General features: G+C 72.0%; 17 protein-coding genes. 9 read left to right on the top strand and 8 right to left on the bottom strand.

Features of this window, described 5'->3' with window-relative positions; translation table 11 throughout:
- Nucleotides 1-5: 5 nt before the first annotated feature.
- Nucleotides 6-1,268, bottom strand: a complete 1,263-nt coding sequence (locus NW895_RS27505) for an extracellular solute-binding protein (protein ID WP_289938839.1) — start codon at nt 1,266-1,268, stop codon at nt 6-8.
- Nucleotides 1,269-1,502: 234 nt separating this feature from the next.
- Between NW895_RS27505 and NW895_RS27500 the strand changes: the two genes are divergently transcribed.
- Nucleotides 1,503-1,718: a dodecin gene (locus NW895_RS27500; RefSeq protein WP_289938838.1), complete on the top strand. Its 216-nt coding sequence runs from the start codon at nt 1,503-1,505 to the stop codon at nt 1,716-1,718.
- Nucleotides 1,719-1,736: 18 nt separating this feature from the next.
- Here the strand turns inward: NW895_RS27500 and NW895_RS27495 are convergent, their stop codons facing one another.
- A complete protein-coding gene (locus NW895_RS27495) occupies nt 1,737-2,228 on the bottom strand; it encodes a hypothetical protein (protein ID WP_289938837.1) in 492 nt (163 codons plus the stop codon).
- 221 nt (nt 2,229-2,449) lie between these two features.
- Here NW895_RS27495 and NW895_RS27490 point away from each other — a divergent pair, with 221 nt between their 5' ends.
- The 8 genes from NW895_RS27490 to NW895_RS27455 all read left to right on the top strand — a co-directional run bounded on the left by NW895_RS27490 (nt 2,450) and on the right by NW895_RS27455 (nt 11,810).
- Nucleotides 2,450-3,601: a right-handed parallel beta-helix repeat-containing protein gene (locus NW895_RS27490; protein WP_354670111.1), complete on the top strand. Its 1,152-nt coding sequence runs from the start codon at nt 2,450-2,452 to the stop codon at nt 3,599-3,601.
- Between the two features lie 315 nt (nt 3,602-3,916).
- Nucleotides 3,917-4,345, top strand: a complete 429-nt coding sequence (locus NW895_RS27485; RefSeq protein WP_289938835.1) for a DUF485 domain-containing protein — start codon at nt 3,917-3,919, stop codon at nt 4,343-4,345.
- Nucleotides 4,339-5,967 carry a cation acetate symporter gene (locus NW895_RS27480; protein ID WP_289938834.1) on the top strand — a complete coding sequence of 543 codons (1,629 nt, stop codon included), beginning with the start codon at nt 4,339-4,341 and terminating at the stop codon, nt 5,965-5,967. The genes NW895_RS27485 and NW895_RS27480 overlap by 7 nt, the downstream gene beginning before the upstream one ends.
- A gap of 80 nt (nt 5,968-6,047) precedes the next feature.
- Nucleotides 6,048-6,218, top strand: coding sequence for a 50S ribosomal protein L32 (gene rpmF / locus NW895_RS27475; protein WP_289938832.1), 171 nt, complete (start codon nt 6,048-6,050; stop codon nt 6,216-6,218).
- Nucleotides 6,219-6,222: 4 nt separating this feature from the next.
- A complete protein-coding gene (locus NW895_RS27470; protein ID WP_289938830.1) occupies nt 6,223-7,401 on the top strand; it encodes a GTP-binding protein in 1,179 nt (392 codons plus the stop codon).
- 84 nt (nt 7,402-7,485) lie between these two features.
- Nucleotides 7,486-9,156 carry a helix-turn-helix transcriptional regulator gene (locus NW895_RS27465; protein ID WP_289938829.1) on the top strand — a complete coding sequence of 557 codons (1,671 nt, stop codon included), beginning with the start codon at nt 7,486-7,488 and terminating at the stop codon, nt 9,154-9,156.
- 169 nt (nt 9,157-9,325) lie between these two features.
- Nucleotides 9,326-10,711, top strand: coding sequence for an FAD-binding oxidoreductase (locus NW895_RS27460; RefSeq protein ID WP_289938827.1), 1,386 nt, complete (start codon nt 9,326-9,328; stop codon nt 10,709-10,711).
- A gap of 34 nt (nt 10,712-10,745) precedes the next feature.
- A complete protein-coding gene (locus tag NW895_RS27455) occupies nt 10,746-11,810 on the top strand; it encodes an LLM class flavin-dependent oxidoreductase (protein ID WP_289938825.1) in 1,065 nt (354 codons plus the stop codon).
- On the opposite strand, the gene NW895_RS27450 is transcribed toward NW895_RS27455, so the two are convergent.
- From NW895_RS27450 to NW895_RS27425, 6 genes are all read right to left on the bottom strand, one after another.
- A complete protein-coding gene (locus NW895_RS27450; protein ID WP_289938824.1) occupies nt 11,711-12,676 on the bottom strand; it encodes a hypothetical protein in 966 nt (321 codons plus the stop codon). The genes NW895_RS27455 and NW895_RS27450 overlap by 100 nt on opposite strands.
- Complete coding sequence (locus NW895_RS27445) at nt 12,652-13,386, bottom strand: hypothetical protein (protein WP_289938823.1); 735 nt, start codon at nt 13,384-13,386, stop codon at nt 12,652-12,654. Before NW895_RS27445 ends, NW895_RS27450 begins: the two co-directional genes overlap by 25 nt.
- 83 nt (nt 13,387-13,469) lie before the next feature.
- A complete protein-coding gene (locus NW895_RS27440; RefSeq protein ID WP_289938820.1) occupies nt 13,470-13,610 on the bottom strand; it encodes a hypothetical protein in 141 nt (46 codons plus the stop codon).
- A gap of 4 nt (nt 13,611-13,614) precedes the next feature.
- Entirely contained in the window at nt 13,615-13,920 is a 306-nt protein-coding gene (locus NW895_RS27435; protein WP_289938819.1) for a hypothetical protein, read from the bottom strand.
- 309 nt (nt 13,921-14,229) lie between these two features.
- On the bottom strand, nt 14,230-15,201 hold the full coding sequence (locus NW895_RS27430; RefSeq protein ID WP_289938818.1) for a lysophospholipid acyltransferase family protein: 972 nt from the start codon (nt 15,199-15,201) through the stop codon (nt 14,230-14,232).
- Complete coding sequence (locus NW895_RS27425) at nt 15,201-15,977, bottom strand: GNAT family N-acyltransferase (RefSeq protein ID WP_289938817.1); 777 nt, start codon at nt 15,975-15,977, stop codon at nt 15,201-15,203. The genes NW895_RS27430 and NW895_RS27425 overlap by 1 nt, the downstream gene beginning before the upstream one ends.
- Nucleotides 15,978-16,119: the final 142 nt, after the last annotated feature.

Here is a 16,119-nt window from a genome sequence, read left to right as displayed (position 1 = left end):
GGGCGTCAGCCCAGGTGGGGGCGCAGGGCCTCGGTGATCCGCCGGGAGGCCCGACGGGCCTCCGCCTGGGCGTCGGCTCCGGTGAGCACCTTCGTCATGTACGCCTTGATCGGGTTGTCCGCCTCGACCGCGCCCCACTGGGGCGTACTGGGGGTCGCCCGGCCGTGCGCGGCTCCGGCCGCCATGGCCGCGGCCCCCTCCTCGTCCGCGACGGCCTTGGCGAGGGACGTCTTGTTGGGGACGTAGTTCATGCTGCGGGCCAGCTCGGTGTTCCACTTGGCACCGGTGAGCGCCGCGACCACGGCGACAGCGCCCTCCCGGTCGTCGGTGTTGTTCGGTACGACGAGGTCGGAGCCGCCGGTGAAGACCGCTCCCGGCTCGGCGGCGGTCCGGCCGGGCACGGGGAAGAAGCCCAGCTTGCCCTTGAGGCCGGGGTTTTCCCGCACGATGGCCTGGGCGAGCCCCGGCACCGCGATGATCTGCGCGACCCGGCCCCGGGCGAACACCCCGGCCTGCGGCGGGTGTTCCTCGTCGGAGGCGGCCGGGCCGTCGCCGAGGGCCTGCAGCCGGCGGTAGAAGTCCATGCCGCGCAGGGCGGCCGGGGTGTCCAGCGTGCCGCGCCAGACGCCGTCGCGGTCCTCGGCCAGGTCGCCGCCCTCGTCCCAGATGAAGCCGGAGAGCGTGTACCAGTCCTGTCCGGCCAGGTAGATGCCCTGGTTGCCGCCGGAGTTCAGCTTCTCGGCGGCGGCCAGCCACTCCTCGCGGGTCTTCGGCGGGGCGGTGATGCCGGCCTCGGCGAACAGGTCCTTGCGGTAGATGACGACGCGGTTGGCCGCGTACCAGGGGATGCCGTACTGCTGGGACAGCCACTGCCCCGGCTCGGCGAGGCCGGGGAGCCAGTCGCGAAGCCCCCAGTCCCGCATCGACTCCAGGGTCAGGTCGAGCAGCCGGTCGCCCTCCACGTACTGCGAGACCTGGGTGTTGCCGACCTCGATGACGTCGGGTCCGGTCCCGGGGGCCGCCCTCAGCGCGGCCTGCACCTTCTCGCCGATGCCGGTCCACTGCTGGACGCGGATGTCGAGGTCGAGGTCGGGGTGGGTGCGCTCGAAGTCCTCGGTGAACCGGCGCAGGAAGTCCGCCGACGCGCTGTCCTTCATCAGCCACACGGTGACGGTGTGCCGTTCCGTCCCGCTCCTCCCCGGCAGCAGGCCACAGCCGCTGAGCAGGGAGGCGGACACGCACACGAGGGCGAGCAGGCGACGTCTCACGAAGGGTCCTGTTCTGTCTGACGCACAGGGGTGGGAGGCCCGACGTGGGGGGACGAGCGCGGGGCTCGTACGGGTGTGCTGGATTTTGGTATGGACCAATCGGGAGGTCAAGGGCCGCCCGGTCGGTGGACGCGCTGTCTCGCGCTCCGCCACAGCTTGGGGCACGGTGGAGTGACGCGTGACACACGCGCCGCTGCCGTCACCAGGCCGGCCCCCTCGGAGAGGAGCACCCGCATGTCGAACCACACCTACCGGGTCACGGAGATCGTCGGCACCTCACCCGAGGGAGTCGACCAGGCCATCCGCAACGGCATCACCCGCGCCTCGCAGACCCTGCGCAACCTGGACTGGTTCGAGGTGACCCAGGTGCGCGGCCAGCTGGAGAACGGGGAGATCGCGCACTGGCAGGTCGGCCTGAAGGTCGGCTTCCGCCTGGAGGACGTGGGCTGACGATCCGGGAGGGGGACGTCAGGTCCGCCCCTCCCGTTCCTGCGCCACCTTCAGTTCGGGCGACGGGGCGGTCCAGCGCGCCCGTACGACGGTGAATCCGGCCCGTTCCGCGTCCTCGCACACCAGCTCGTCGTCGTCCACGAGAACGCGGATGTCCCGCGTTCGGGCGAGCCTGCGCAGGATGGCCAGCTTGGTGTACCGGGCGGGCCGGCGGTCGTCGTTGCGCCGCATGTACACGCGCCCCTCGGGCAGCCCGTGCGCGGCGAGCCAGTCGAGCGTGTCGCGCCGGCAGCGCTCGGGCCGTCCGGTGAGGTAGACGACCTCGCACTCCTCCGCGCTCTCCCGGGCCAGCGCGACGCCCTGCGGGATGGGCGGGTCCTGCGGCGCGGCCGCGAAGAAGGCGTCCCAGTCGCGCGGCCGTCGCTGCAGGAACCGCTGCCGGTGCGCGGTGTCGGCGAGGGTGTTGTCCAGGTCGAACACGGCCAGCGGTGGCCTGCTGCTGTCGGTCACACCGCCCACCTTAGGTGCTGTCGTTCGGATCGCGCTTGGCGCTCCGGCGCCTTGAGCGGGAACGTGCCGACGGAGCCTGGACGCCCCGGGCCCCGGCAACCTCCCGCCCCCGGGCGGCCACTGCCTGTCGACAGATCCGAGGGCAGGCAGAGGCGGGAGACCCCATGCGGAAAACGGCGATCCGGACGGCGGCTGCGGTGGGCGCGGCTTGGGCAGCGACCTTGGCGGGGCCCCTCAGTCCCGCCTCCGCCGCGACGACGACCCTGGTGGTGGCCACGAACGGGGACGACTCCGGCCCCGGCACACCGGCCCGCCCCCTGAAGACCATCCAGCGGGCGGTGGACCTGGCGAAGCCCGGCGACGTGATCACCGTGCGCGGCGGACGGTACGCCCTCACCGACAACATCACCATCACCACCTCGGGTACCGCGTCCCAGCCCATCACCCTCGGCGCCTACCAGGGCGAGCGCGTGATCGTCGACGGCGAGCAGCTGCCCGCGAGCCACACCCCGGTCGGGGGCAGCATCCCACGGGCCGAGCGCGGGGCGATCCACCAGGAGGCCTCGTACTGGCGGATCACCGGCCTGGAGATCGTGAACGGCCCGTACGGCGTGTACTGCGACGGCTGCGACAACAACGTCTTCGCGCGCCTGTCCACGCACGACAACTACGAGTCCGGCTTCCAGCTCCAGGGCGCCTCCGGCAACAACCAGATCCTTGACCTCGACAGTTACGGCAACCGCGACCCCCGCAAGAACGGCGAGAGCGCCGACGGCCTGGCCGTCAAGGAGGGCAGTGGCACGGGCAACGTGGTGCGGGGCGCGCGGCTGTGGAACAACGTCGACGACGGCTTCGACGCCTGGAAGTTCGCCTCGCCGATCACGATCGAGGACACGATCGCGTACGGCAACGGGTTCAACCGCTGGAACTTCCCGGACTTCGCCGGTGACGGCAACGGCTTCAAGATGGGCGGCGGCAGCCCGGCCCCCGCGGTGGGGCACACCCTGCGCAACTCCGTGGCCTTCAAGAACGCGGCGCACGGCGTCACGGACAACGGCAACCCGGGCGCCCTCGCGCTGACCCGCAACAGCACCTACGCCAACGCCCGCACGGGCTTCGACGCCGACGTCCCGGGCGGCAGGGCCGTCCTGACCGGCAACCTGTCCATCGCCGACGCGACTGCCGCGGCCACCGGTTCGGGGACCGTCTCCAAGGGCAACTCCTGGAATCTGGGCGGGACATGGAACGCCTCGTCGGTGCTGAGCACGGACCCGGCGCCGCTCACCGGCTCCCGCGAGGCCGACGGCTCCCTGCCGGCGGCACCGTCGTTCCTCGTCCCGCGCAGCGGAGCGGACATCGGCGCACGGTTCTGAAACCGCCAGGGGCGATCTGAACAAGCCACGGCAGAACTCGATTCACCTCAGCGGTTGATAGCTCAAGCACAGCGCTGCAATACTCCCCACTCAGCCTCGCCGTCACCATTGGCCGGGGCTGACGGGGATCATGAAACCGGATCCCCGAGTACTGCGTGGTGAGTCCGGAGCGGCAGGGAATTCGGATTCACGTATCCCCCACAAAGCCCGCACCTCCTCGCGCGTTCGGCACTTCCCCACCGCTCCCGCAGCCGCACGGCCGACGCTCGAAGGAGTCGAGTGCGGGGCACACGAAGCAGCGAAGAAGGTGCGCCTGTGCCCGAATATTCACCGTGGCCCGACGACTCGTCCACTTTTCAGCTCCGCAATGCCGAACCAGTAGGGCCACAGCGAATATCCGACGATCCCGAATTCCACTCCCTGCGCCGCGACCGGCTTCGATTCGGGACCCGGGCCACCATCCTGTCCGTCGGCACATTCCTGCTGTACGTGCTGCTGTCGAGTTTCGCCCCCGGCATGATGAACCAGCCCCTGCTCGGCCGCCTCACGCTCGGTCTCGCCCTCGGCCTCGCGCAGTTCGCCGTGATGGGCGTGACCGCCTGGTGCTACGTCCGGCACATGAGCGCCAAGGCCGACCCGCTCGCCCGCCGCCTGCGCGCCCAGCGCCACCGCAACGAGACCCCGCGCCCCAGCGCGGTCGCCCAGGCCCCCTACAACGGCACGAGGGGGTACCGCACGTGGTGACCGTGTCCGCCCCGGCGGCGGCCGGCATCGCCGACGACCGCAGTCTGCAGCTGACCTTCGTGCTGTTCCTGTCGGTGGTCGTGATCACCCTGTTCACGGCGCTGCTGACAGCTCCCCAGCGCGACGAGATCGGCGAGTTCTACCTCGGCAACCGCACCATGTCGCCGTTGCGCAACGGCCTCGCCATGTGCGGCGACTACCTGTCCGCGGCCACCCTGCTGGGCAGTACCGGACTGGTGGCGCTGACCGGGTACGACGGGCTGATGTACCTCGGCGGCACCACCGTCGCGTGGATGATGGTGCTGCTGCTGATCGCCGAGCCCCTGCACCGTACGGGGAAGTTCACGCTGGGCGACACGGTGGCCCTGCGGATGCCCCGGGAGCACCGGCCGGTGCGGCTCGCGCTGTCCGTGTGCGTCCTGACCATCACCACCCTCTACCTGGTGGCCCAGCTGGTCGGCAGCGTGGCCCTGCTGACCCAGTTCACGGGCGAACCCAGCGCCGGCACCCGCACGGTGTGCGTCGTCGTGATCGGCACCTTCGTCATCCTGTACGCCTCCCTCGGCGGCATGCCCGGAGCCACGGTCATCCAGATCATCAAGGCCGTGATGCTGGTGGCGGGGGTCCTGTTCACCGCGGGCTGGGTGCTCCACCGCTACGACTGGAACCCCAACGCGCTGCTCAACGCGGCCGCCGAGCACAGTGGAAACGGCCTGCAGTTCCTGGAGCCCGGACTGCGTTACGGCGCCAGCACCACCAGCAAGCTGGACTTCCTCAGCCTCGAACTGGCCATCGTCCTCGGCCTCGCCGCCCTCCCCCATGTGCTGATGCGGCTGCTCGCCCCGCGCAGCGGCGGTGTGCTGCGCTCCTCACTGCTGTGGGCCCTGGGCCTGGTCGGCGCGGTCTGCTTCGCGGCCGGCATCGTCGGCCTCGGTGCCACGGCCCTCGTCGGCCGGGACTCCATCGAGAGCACGGACCACAGCGGCAACGCCGCCGTGCTGCTCCTCGCCCACGAGCTGGGCGGCAGCGTCCTCACCGCCCTGCTGACCTGTCTGGCGTACGTGACCCTGCTCGCCGTGGCGGTCGGCCTCACCCTGGCCGCGGCCTCGTCCCTCGCCCACGACCTGTACGGCGAGGTGATCCGCAAGGGGCGGGCGAGCCAGACGGAGGAACTGACCGTCGCCCGGCTGTCCGGGGCCGTCATCGGCGTCCTGGGCATGCTGCTCACCCTCGTCGCCTGGGGGGCCAACACCGCGACCCTGGCGTTCCTCGCCTTCGCCATCGCGGCCTCCGCGATCCTGCCGACGATCGTGTACACCCTCTTCTGGCGACGGTTCACGGCGAAGGGCGCACTGCTCAGCCTCTATGGCGGCCTGGCCTGCTCCGTCCTCCTCGTCGTGTTCTCCCCGGTCGTCTCCTCGACCCCGGCCTCGATCTACCCGGACGCCGATTTCGCCTGGTTCCCGCTGCAGAACCCCGGCATCGTCTCCATCCCGGCCGGCTTCTTCCTCGGCTGGCTCGGCACGGTGCTGAGCACCCGCCAGAGGGGGACCGCGGCACAGGACGCCGCCTCCTACAAGGACTTCGAGGAGCGCATGCTCGTGGGTGTCGCGGAGGAGTGAGGTACCGCCGGGAGGTCCAACTGTTAATGGGATCCATTTTCATGTAGCGTCCTCGGTGCCGGCTCACCGAGGAGGAACCCATGGCCGTCCCCAAGCGGAAGATGTCCCGCAGCAACACCCGCCACCGCCGCGCGCAGTGGAAGGCCGCCGCGCCGTCCCTCGTGCCCGTCACCATCGACGGCGTACGCCACCTCGTGCCGCAGCACCTGGTGAAGGCGTACGAGCGCGGGCTGCTGCGCCCCGAGGACTGACCGGATGCCGCACGACCGACTGCCCGTCACCGTGCTGTCCGGCTTCCTCGGGGCGGGCAAGACCACACTGCTCAACCACGTCCTCGCGAACCGCGAGGGGCTGCGCGTCGCCGTGATCGTCAACGACATGAGCGAGGTCAACATCGACGCGGCGCTGGTGCGCGGCGGCGGGGCAGCCCTGTCGCGGACCGAGGAACGCCTGGTCGAGATGACCAACGGCTGTATCTGCTGCACGCTCCGCGACGACCTGCTGCAGGAGGTGGACCGGCTGGCCCGCGAGGGCCGGTTCGACCACCTCCTCATCGAGAGCTCCGGCATCTCGGAGCCCATGCCCGTGGCGGCCACCTTCGCCTTCGCCCGCGACGACGGCGCCACCCTCGGGGACGTCGCCGACCTCGACACGATGGTCACCGTCGTGGACGCCGCCAACTTCCTGACGGAGCTGGACAGCGGTGACGACCTGGCCGAGCGCGGGCTCGCCCCGTACGAGGACGACGAGCGCACGGTCAGCGATCTCCTCGTCGACCAGATCGAGTTCGCCGACGTCCTGGTGCTCAACAAGCTCGACCTGGTTCACGAGGAGGCGGCGGCCCGGCTGCGGGCCACCCTCACCCGGCTCAACCCCGTCGCCCGGATCGTCCCGGCCGTCCAGGGGCGGGTGGATCTCCACCAGGTGCTCGGCACCCACCTGTTCGACGTCGAGCGCGCCCAGCAGGCCCCGGGCTGGGTGCGGGAGCTCAACGGCGACCACATCCCCGAGACGGAGGAGTACGGCATCTCCTCCACGGTCTTCCGCTCCCGGCTGCCCTTCCATCCCGGGCGGTTGTGGGCGTTCGTGACCGAGGACCTCGACGGCGGCGGGTACGGGCGGATCCTGCGCTCCAAGGGCTTCTTCACCCTGGGCAGCCGCCCGCACGTAACGGGGCTGTGGTCGCAGGCCGGGTCGGTCGCCCGGTTCGAGCCGTCGGCCGCCCGCGATCACGAGGCGCCGGACGCGCAGGAGCTGGTGTTCATCGGGACGGAGCTGGACGTGCAGGCGCTGCACGCCGCCCTGACCGACTGCCTCATGGCACCCGGTGAGCACCCCCCGGCCGAGGACCCGTTCCCCGCCTGGGACACGTACGGCATCGAGGACGGCTGCGACCACGAGCACACGGCACAGCTCCACGCCTCCCCACGCTGATCACGGGCGTCGGCCGGGCACCATCGTCCTGCCTATCCTGAGGAGGGACGGTCCTGCTCGCGGCGAGCGAGAAGGGAGCCGCGTGTGACTGGGCGCACGGTCGACCAGCCCGCCACAGAGGCGCTGCGGCGGGCCCGGGACGCCGCGGCCCGGGAGGCCTGGGCCGACGCCTACCGCCTCCTGTCCGGCCTGGACACCGCCGCACTGACCCCGGACGACTGTGCCGCGTTCGCCGACGCCGCGTGGTGGACGAGCCGTGTCGAGGAGTCGATCACCCATCGGATGCGGGCCTACTCCGGGTATGCGGCGGCAGGCGCCACCCGGCGGGCGGGACTCATGTCCTGGCTGCTGTTCTACGAGCACCAGCTGGCCGGCCACACGGCGGTCGCCGCCGGCTGGCTGCGCCGGTCCCGGCGGCTTCTCGGTGGCGAGCCCGAGTGCGTGGAGCAGTGCTATCTCGCCTGGGTCGAGACGGAGGAGGCGCAGGCGCGCGGCGCGTTCGACGAGGCGATGGACTCGGCCCGGCGGATGGCCGCGATCGCCCGGCGCTGCGGCAGCGCGGACCTCCACGCCATGAGCGTCGAGGCGCAGGCGTCCGTCCTGGTGGCCCAGGGGCGGGTCGCCGAGGGACTCGACCTGCTCGACGACGCGATGTGCTCGGCGACGGCGGGTGAGCTCAGCGCCTTCTTCACCGGGTGGGTCTACTGCCTGGGCCTGCAGCAGTGCATGGCCTGCGTGGATCTGGAACGCTCCGCCGAGTGGACCGACGCGGCGATGCGGTGGTGCGCGTCGATGCCGGCGGAGAACAATTTCCGGGGCCTGTGCCGGATTCATCAGGTGGAAGTGCTGGAGCTGCGCGGCAGGTGGGACCAGGCGGTGATCGAGGCCGTACGCACCTGCGACGAACTGCTTCCGTACGAGGGGAGCCTGGCCGCAGAGGTCTTCTACCTGGTCGGAGAGATCCGGCGGCGGCGCGGAGAGGCGGCCGCGGCCGAGGAGGCGTACGACCGGGCCCACGGACTCGGCCGCGATCCGCAGCCCGGCCTCGCCCTGCTGCGGCTGGCCCAGGGCAAGGCGGAGGCCTCGGCCGCGGCCCTGCGCCCGGCCCTGGCACGCCGGGGAACAGCCCTTCTGGAGCGCTGCCGGCTGCTCGCCGCCCAGGTGGAGATCTCGCTCGCGGTGAGCCGCCTCGGCGAGGCGCACACGGCAGCCGAGGAGCTCGGTGCCCTGGCCCGGCAGTGGCAGCGGCGGCGTGGCTCGGAGGTGACCCTGCCGCACGCGGCCGCCGCGTCGGCGGGCGGCGCCGTGGCGTTCGCGACCGGTGACCCGGACCGTGCGCAGACCCTGCTGCGCCGGGCGCTGGTGCTCTGGCTGGAGCTGGGGGTGCCGTACGAGGCAGCCCAGGCGCGCATGACGCTGGCCGCCGCCGACCGTTCGGCCGGCGACGAGGAGGGTGCCCGGATGGAGCTGCGGGCGGCCCGCCGGTCCTTCGAGCAGCTGGGTGCCGTGCCGGACGCCCGCCGGGCGGCGGCCCTGCTCACCGCACTGCGCGGGCGGCAGCCGGGCGGGCTCACCGACCGCGAGGTCCAGGTGCTGCGGCTGGTCGCCGCGGGCCGGACGAACCGGGCCATCGCCGCGGAACTGGTGATCAGCGAGCACACCGTCGCCCGGCACCTCAACAACATCTTCGCCAAACTCGGCGTGTCCTCGCGTTCCGCGGCCACGGCGTACGCGTACACGCATGGGCTGGCCTGAGCGCCGATGCGGGGGAGGGAGGGGGCGGCGGTCGGCGTGGCTGCGCCATGGGCCGTTCTGCCCATTCCTGCCCCGCCGGGGATGGGCGATTCCGGCGATGAGCGTGCCCGTTCCCCGGGATAGACCAGTGGTGTACCTCCCCACCGACACACGAGAGCGGGTGGCGGGCATGACCACCTACACGCCGACCCTCGACCACAGGCTGCTGGAGCGACTGCGCGGAGCCGTGCGCGGCGAGATCGTGGAGCCCGGCGACCCGGACTACGACGAGGCGCGCAGGGTCTACAACGCCATGCACGACAAGCGGCCGGCGATCGTGGTCCGCGCCGTCGACGCAGGTGATGTCATCGCCACGGTGGACTTCGCCCGGGACCAGGGCCTGACGCTCGCCGTGCGCGGCGGCAGCCACAGCGTCACCGGCTACGGGACCTGCGACGGCGGCGTGGTCCTCGACCTCGTACGGATGCGCGGGATCCGCGTCGACCCGGACGCCCGCAGGGCCTGGGCCGAGGGCGGCTGCACCTGGGCGGACGTCAACCACGCCACACACGCCTTCGGGCTGGCCACCACCGGCGGGATCGTCTCCACCACCGGTGTGGGGGGCCTGACGACGGGCGGCGGCATGGGCTATCTGGCCCGCCGGTGCGGACTGTCCTGCGACAACCTCGTCTCGGCGGACCTGGTGACGGCCGACGGGCACTTCGTGACCTGCACGGAGGACGACCACACCGACCTGATGTGGGCGGTGCGCGGTGGCGGCGGGAACTACGGGGTCGTCACGTCCTTCGCGTACCGGCTGCACCCCGTCGCCGACATCCTGGGCGGGCCGACGTTCTATCCGCTGGACGGCGATGTGATCCGCCGCTACCGGGAGCTCATCGCCGAGGGTGACGAGAACCTGGGTGCCCTGCTCGTCGTAGGACTCGGGCCGCCGGTGCCGTTCCTGCCCGAGCGCTGGCACGGGCGGCCGCTGTGCGGTGTGGTCGCCTGCTGGACCGGATCCCCGGACGCGGACGACCGGATCCGTGACCGTCTCGCCGCCCTGGGGCCGGTGGTGGGACGGCACGTCGAGCGCATGCCCTACCCGGTGATCAACACGCTCTTCGACGACCTCGTGCCCGCCGGTCTCTACCACTACTGGAAGGGCGCCTTCACCCAGGGCCTGCCGGACGGCGCCGTCGACGCGTTCGTCGAGTACGGCGCGACGACCCCGTCCATCCAGAGCGTGACCGCGGTCTTCCCCATCGACGGCGCCTGCCACCGGGTCGGACCGGAGGACACCGCCTTCACCTACCGGGACGCCGACTTCTCGATCGCGCTCAGCCCCACCCTCACCACCCGTGAGGACTGCGAGGCGCAGAAGGACTGGGTCCGCGCCTTCCACCGGGCGCTCGAACCGCACTCCATGGAAGGCGGCTACGTCAACTTCATGGACGCCGACGACCAGAACCGCGTGGGGGTCAACTACCGCGGCAACCACGCCCGGCTGACGGCTCTGAAGCGGCGCTACGATCCGGGCAACCTGTTCCGCCTCAACCACAACATCGCGCCGTGAGGAATCCCCGGGCCTCCCATGTGTTGAACCCGGTATGAGCTCCGTGATCGCACAGGCCCGCTTCTCCGTCCTCGACCGGTCCCGCACCCGCGAGGGCCACCCGAACGCCGAGGCGCTGCGCGACACCGTACGGCTGGCGCGGGAGCTGGAGGAGTTCGGCTACCACCGCTTCTGGGTCTCGGAACACCATGGAGTGCCCGGAGTCGCCGGTTCCGCGCCCACCGTGCTGGCCGCCGCCGTCGCGGCGGCGACCCGCACGATCCGGGTCGGCACGGGCGGGGTGATGCTGCCCAACCACCAACCGCTGGTGGTGGCCGAGCAGTTCGGGGTGCTGGAGTCCCTCTTCCCCGGGCGGATCGACATGGGGCTGGGCCGCTCCGTCGGCTTCACCGACGGGGTGCGCAAGGCGCTGGGCCGGGACAAGGGAGACGCCGAGGACTTCGCTGCGCAGCTTCAGGAGCTGCTGGGCTGGTTCCGCGGCACCTCCCCGACCGGCGTGCGCGCCCGTCCGGCCGAGGGCCTGACCGTACCGCCGTTCGTGCTCGCGATGGGCGAGGGCGCCGGCATCGCGGCCCGCGCGGGCCTGCCGATGGTCATCGGCGACCTGCGGAACCGGGAGAAGATGCAGCGCGGCATCGACCACTACCGCGCCCATTTCCGCCCCTCCCCCTGGGCGAGCGAGCCGTACGTCGTCATCTCCGGCACGGTGGCGGTGGCCGCCACCCCCGAGGACGCCCGGCGGCTGCTGGTCCCGGAGGCCTGGTCGATGGCGCACTCCCGCACCCACGGCACCTTCCCGCCGCTGCCGCCCGCCGAGCACGTCGAGTCCCTCACGATGACCGGCAAGGAGCGCGAACTCTACGAGTCCGGACTCGCCGGGCACATCGCCGGCACCGAGGAGCAGGTCGCGCACGAGCTGGCGCAGGTGCTGAAGGAGACAGGGGCGCAGGAGGTCCTCGTCACCACCAGCACCTACGACCGTGCTGCCCTGCTGGACTCCTACCGGCGGCTCGCGGGGATCTTCACGGCGGGGGGTGGCGGTGACGTCAGCCAGTCCAGAATGGCCCGGGAGATCTCCCCGCCCGCGCGGACGTCGTAGCCCTCGTAGCACGGCATGGAGTTGGCCTCCAGGAAGAACCACTCGCCGGTGGCCGCCTCGACCTTGAAGTCGACCCCGAGGAAGGGCACTGCGGTGGAGGCGACCAGGCGTCGGCAGCCGTCGAGGATGCCCGGCGGCAACTGGAGCGCGGCGAAACGGTTCCCGCCCCGCGCCGTGCGGTAGTCCAGTTCCGGGGAATGGATGACCTCCCCGAACGCCCGGCTCCCCACGACGTGCACGCGTACGTCGGGCCCGACGATCCGTTCCTGGAAGAGGGTCGGCGAGCGCACGAGACGCGGCAGACGCCGCTCATGCTCCTCCCGGAAGAGAGTTGCCCAGGTCTTGACGGCGCCGGCGCCCTTGAAGATCGCGCCGTGCGGACAGTCGCGTACGAAGGCGAGGGCGGTGTCCGGGTCGTTGGTGAGGCAGGAACGCGGGATCCGCCAGCCGGCGACCGGTGCCAGGGTGACGGCGTGGAGCACCTTGGCGGCGTTGGACGCCTCACGCAGGGGCGGGTTGAGGACCGGCAGGTCGACGGCTTCGAGAAGGCGGCACAGCGCTTGGTACTGGCCGTCCGCTCGGTGGGCGGATCGGGGGTCAGGGGCGGCGTCGCAGACATTGAGCGGTCGGCTCCACACCGCGCCGACCTCGTCGAGTGACAGCTCCGTCGGGCCGTCACCGGTGCGGATGCGGGTGTTGCGGAGGTCGTCCAGCGCCATGGTGAGATCTCCGTACAGGGCGAGGGTCGGCAGATCGACCACCTCGAACGGCACGTCACCCCGGGCGAGGGCGCGCACGCCGTGCAGGAACGTGGGATCGGCGACCAGGCCGACGCACAGGATCACGGCGGCCCTGCCAGCAGCCACCTCAGGAGGGACCCGAAGACCTGCCGGCGCAGCGGTGCGAACTGGTGGTGCACCGGATGGCAGGAGACGTCCAGCAACCGGAAGCCCTCACCTTCCGGTTGGATGACGAGCAGGCAGAAGGTGGCGCCGAGCGAGCGCAGCCGGTCCACCATGGGCGCCAGCCGAGCACGGTGTACGGCGGCGAGGGCACCCGTGGGCTCGGACAGATCGAACACGTCGTCGCCGGCCAGCAGGACGTGCCGGGTCCGGTCCGGGTCGAAGCAGGTGAACCGCAGGATCTCGCCCTCGCCCCGGCTCGTCGCCGCGCTGCCGTGGCCGAGGAACATCCCGTCGCGTACGCGATGCACGTTGCGGCGCTCCCCGGGCCGGGGAGTGTGCAGCAGGCCTCCGATCGAGGAGGGTGGCAGCGTGACGCCGGGCAGTCGGGCGGCTGCGAGCGGGTCGATGTACGGCACGAAACCGTCGGGCGACGCCCGGTTGCTTACGGGCCCCGGCCAGAGGGCCAACGCCGACCACCACACGGCCTGCGCCTCGGCCTGGAGGAACGCCGCTTCGCCGGCGACCATGTCGTCATCGGCGGCCTCCGGTGGGCCGAGGCCCCGGTGCAGAACAGCGCGTACCCTCTCGCCCGCCACGCTCAGGTCCACCGCGCAGGCGGCGTCCCGACCGGCTGTCACGGTCACGGCCACTTCGTCGAATCGTGTGCGCATCACGGCTCTGTGACCCCGGTCTGTCACGAAGGCGCAGAACTGACGTGCCGTGTCATCACCCGGCGGTGCGAGCACCAGGATCGTCATCGCTCGGGGCGGGGTTCGGGAAGGCCGTGGTCCGCGGCCCTGAGCGCATGCAGCGCCAGGGCAACCTGCCACGCCTTCCGCGCGAGCTCGGTCGTCACGTCGGGACGGGCTTCGGCGGGCAGGAAGGGCCCGTGCATGTCCTCATCCATGACCGGCAGGCGCCCCCCATTCACCGTCCTGGGCCTCGGTCAGGGGAGAGCCCACCGATGCGGGAGTGCTGCGTTCGCCGAACTCACTGCCCTCGCTGAATTCGCTGCGCTCCGAATTCTCGCTGTTCTCACTTGTCTCACTGCTTTCGCTTCCCTCGCTGCCTTCTTTCATCCGGCTGAAGCCCGGCACGGTCTCGGCTGCGTGCGGGTCCCCTCGAAGGCTGAGAACTCGGCGGGCCGCGTCCTGGATGTCGGCAGGAAACGACTCGAACGGCGGGAAGGACGATGCGCTCGGCATGATTGCCCCCTGACCAGGAAGAGCAAGTGGGCTCTCACCGTACGGCCACACCGCACGGCTGCCGAGGGGGCGCGAAGAAGCATCCCGACGGGACTGGCGCACCCCCGGCGCTGTGCGCGTCGGCAAGTCCCGGGTTGCGGTGCCGGAGAGCGATGCGCGAGGTGCTACGCGGACTCCCTCTACCGGTCGGTGAAGAACGACCGGGACGGCGAACAGCTCGCTGCCCGGCTTGACGCCGCCGACAGCATGAGCCACCTGCTGGAGCTGCTCTTCGCCCTCGACCGGCGTCCGCGGACATACAACAAGTCCCTACGCTGGGAACTCGCCCACCACCCGCTGCCGGAGTGGGACACCGCTGTCCTCCTGCCCGCCGTGGACCGCATCACGGCGACGGGCGACGTGGCCGCTCAGCGTCGGCTCTTCGCTCGCGTGGAGGCGGTGGCCCTGCGGGCCGGGCACGGGGCGGCGCCGGATGCGTGGGGTGGGGACCTGGTGCTGATGCGGCCCCGGCAGGGCAGCCCGTTCGGCGGCCCGGGCCAGGGAGCGGCGGTCGGGGTGGCTGCCCGGGGGCAGGACGGGACGTACGTCCACCTCGGCGGTGATTCCGCGTGCGGTGGCCACCCGCCACAGTGAGGCGAGCAGGCTGTCCTCGCCGACGAAGGCGGGGGCCGTGCTGGCGGCTCCGTCGGCGGTTCGGTAGCGGATGCGGACCGGTTGCACCGGCACCCCCGCGTCCAGGGCCGCCTGGAAGACGGCCCGGCGGAAGGGGCCCTGGGCGCGGCCGCACCAGGTGCTGCCCTCGGGGAAGACCGCGACCGCGGCGCCCGCGCGCAGCTCCCGGGCGATGTGCGCGACCGTGTCCGGGAGGGCGCGCAGGCGGTCCCGTTCGATGAACAGGGCGCCGCCGTACGCGGCCAGCGGGCCCGCCACGGGCCACTGCCGGATCTCGTTCTTGGCCAGCATCCTGGCCGGGCGGACGGCGGCGAGCAGCGGGATGTCCAGCCAGGAGATGTGGTTGGCGACCAGGAGCAGTCCCCCGGTGGAGGCGGCGGCGCCGGTCACGCGGACCCGGACCCCCGCGGCCCGCACGATCCACCGGCACCACCGTCGCACCAGACCGGCGGGGATCCTCCCGCCGAGCGGTGACAGCGCGATCCCGGCCGACAGCAGGACCGCGATCGCCGTGAGCCGCAGCACGGCGCGCGGTACGGCCACGGCGGCTTGCGCCGGCTCCACGCACGCCCCGGGGGTGCAGGGCGCGGTGGGCAGCCAGATGCTCATCAGGCCGGGACGAGGGAGAGGAAGTGCCGCAGATAGCGGGGGTTGACCCGGTTCATCGGCAGCAGCACGTACAGGTCGGCGACCCCGAATTCCGCGTCGTGCGCGGGCTCACCGCAGACCCAGGCGCCGAGGCGGAGGTAGCCGCGCAACAGGGCCGGGAGCGGGTGAGACTCGGAGCGAGGGGCGTCGGGGACGGACGGCTGCCAGGGCAGCAACGGTCGTACGCGGTACTCCTCCGGAGCCAGGTGCTTCGCCCGGACCCGGTCCCAGGTGGCGGAGGCGAGGGCGCCGCCGTCGGCGAGCGGGATCGAGCAGCAGCCGGCGAGCCACTCGTGGCCGCGGTCGACCATGTAGCGGGCTATGCCGGCCCAGATGAGCCCGATGACCGTGCCGTCGCGGTGGTCGGGGTGCACGCAGGAGCGGCCCACCTCGACCAGCTCCGGCCGGATCGCGTCGAGGGAGGTCAGGTCGAATTCGCTGTCCGAGTACAGTCGCCCGGCGATCGCGGCGCGCTCCGGCGGCAGCAGCCGGTAGGTGCCGACGACCTGCCCGGTCGCCTCCTCACGTACGAGGAGGTGGTCGCAGTACGCGTCGAAGGCGTCGATGTCGTGGCCCGGCTGCGGGGTGGACAGCAGGGCGCCCATCTCCCCGGCGAAGACGTCGTGCCGCAGCCGCTGCGCGGCACGCACGTCGCTCTCGTCGCGGGCGAGGGTCACGGTGTAGCGGGGCGGTGCGGAGGGCTGCGGGGGACGGTCGACGGTCAGAACGCCGGTCATGGCTGTCTCCTGGGCACGGGCCGGGGGTCGGCGAGGCGACGGGCATACGGGAGCGGTTCGGTCTGCCGCCCCTGTTCTTCCGAGGCCGGCTGACCGGCGCGTGACCAGTGCCAGGAGAGCGGATGTGGGGTTGCTGAACGGC

It is taken from the genome of Streptomyces sp. S.PNR 29, from assembly GCF_030386795.1.
In the GTDB taxonomy this organism is placed as follows: Bacteria; Actinomycetota; Actinomycetes; order Streptomycetales; family Streptomycetaceae; genus Streptomyces.
Note: the sequence above shows the minus strand (reverse complement) of the source record. Positions and strands in the feature narration are given on the sequence as shown.

What these genes read in the sequence shown, in the direction of transcription:
- NW895_RS27500 (WP_289938838.1), top strand. Translation starts at nt 1,503, where the DNA reads ATGTCGAACCACACCTACCGGGTCACGGAGATCGTCGGCACCTCACCC.
- rpmF (WP_289938832.1), top strand. Translation starts at nt 6,048, where the DNA reads ATGGCCGTCCCCAAGCGGAAGATGTCCCGCAGCAACACCCGCCACCGC.
- NW895_RS27470 (WP_289938830.1), top strand. Translation starts at nt 6,223, where the DNA reads ATGCCGCACGACCGACTGCCCGTCACCGTGCTGTCCGGCTTCCTCGGG.
- NW895_RS27460 (WP_289938827.1), top strand. Translation starts at nt 9,326, where the DNA reads ATGACCACCTACACGCCGACCCTCGACCACAGGCTGCTGGAGCGACTG.
- NW895_RS27455 (WP_289938825.1), top strand. Translation starts at nt 10,746, where the DNA reads ATGAGCTCCGTGATCGCACAGGCCCGCTTCTCCGTCCTCGACCGGTCC.
- NW895_RS27445 (WP_289938823.1), bottom strand. Translation starts at nt 13,386, where the DNA reads ATGCGCACACGATTCGACGAAGTGGCCGTGACCGTGACAGCCGGTCGG.
- NW895_RS27440 (WP_289938820.1), bottom strand. Translation starts at nt 13,610, where the DNA reads ATGCACGGGCCCTTCCTGCCCGCCGAAGCCCGTCCCGACGTGACGACC.
- NW895_RS27435 (WP_289938819.1), bottom strand. Translation starts at nt 13,920, where the DNA reads ATGCCGAGCGCATCGTCCTTCCCGCCGTTCGAGTCGTTTCCTGCCGAC.
- NW895_RS27430 (WP_289938818.1), bottom strand. Translation starts at nt 15,201, where the DNA reads ATGAGCATCTGGCTGCCCACCGCGCCCTGCACCCCCGGGGCGTGCGTG.
- NW895_RS27425 (WP_289938817.1), bottom strand. Translation starts at nt 15,977, where the DNA reads ATGACCGGCGTTCTGACCGTCGACCGTCCCCCGCAGCCCTCCGCACCG.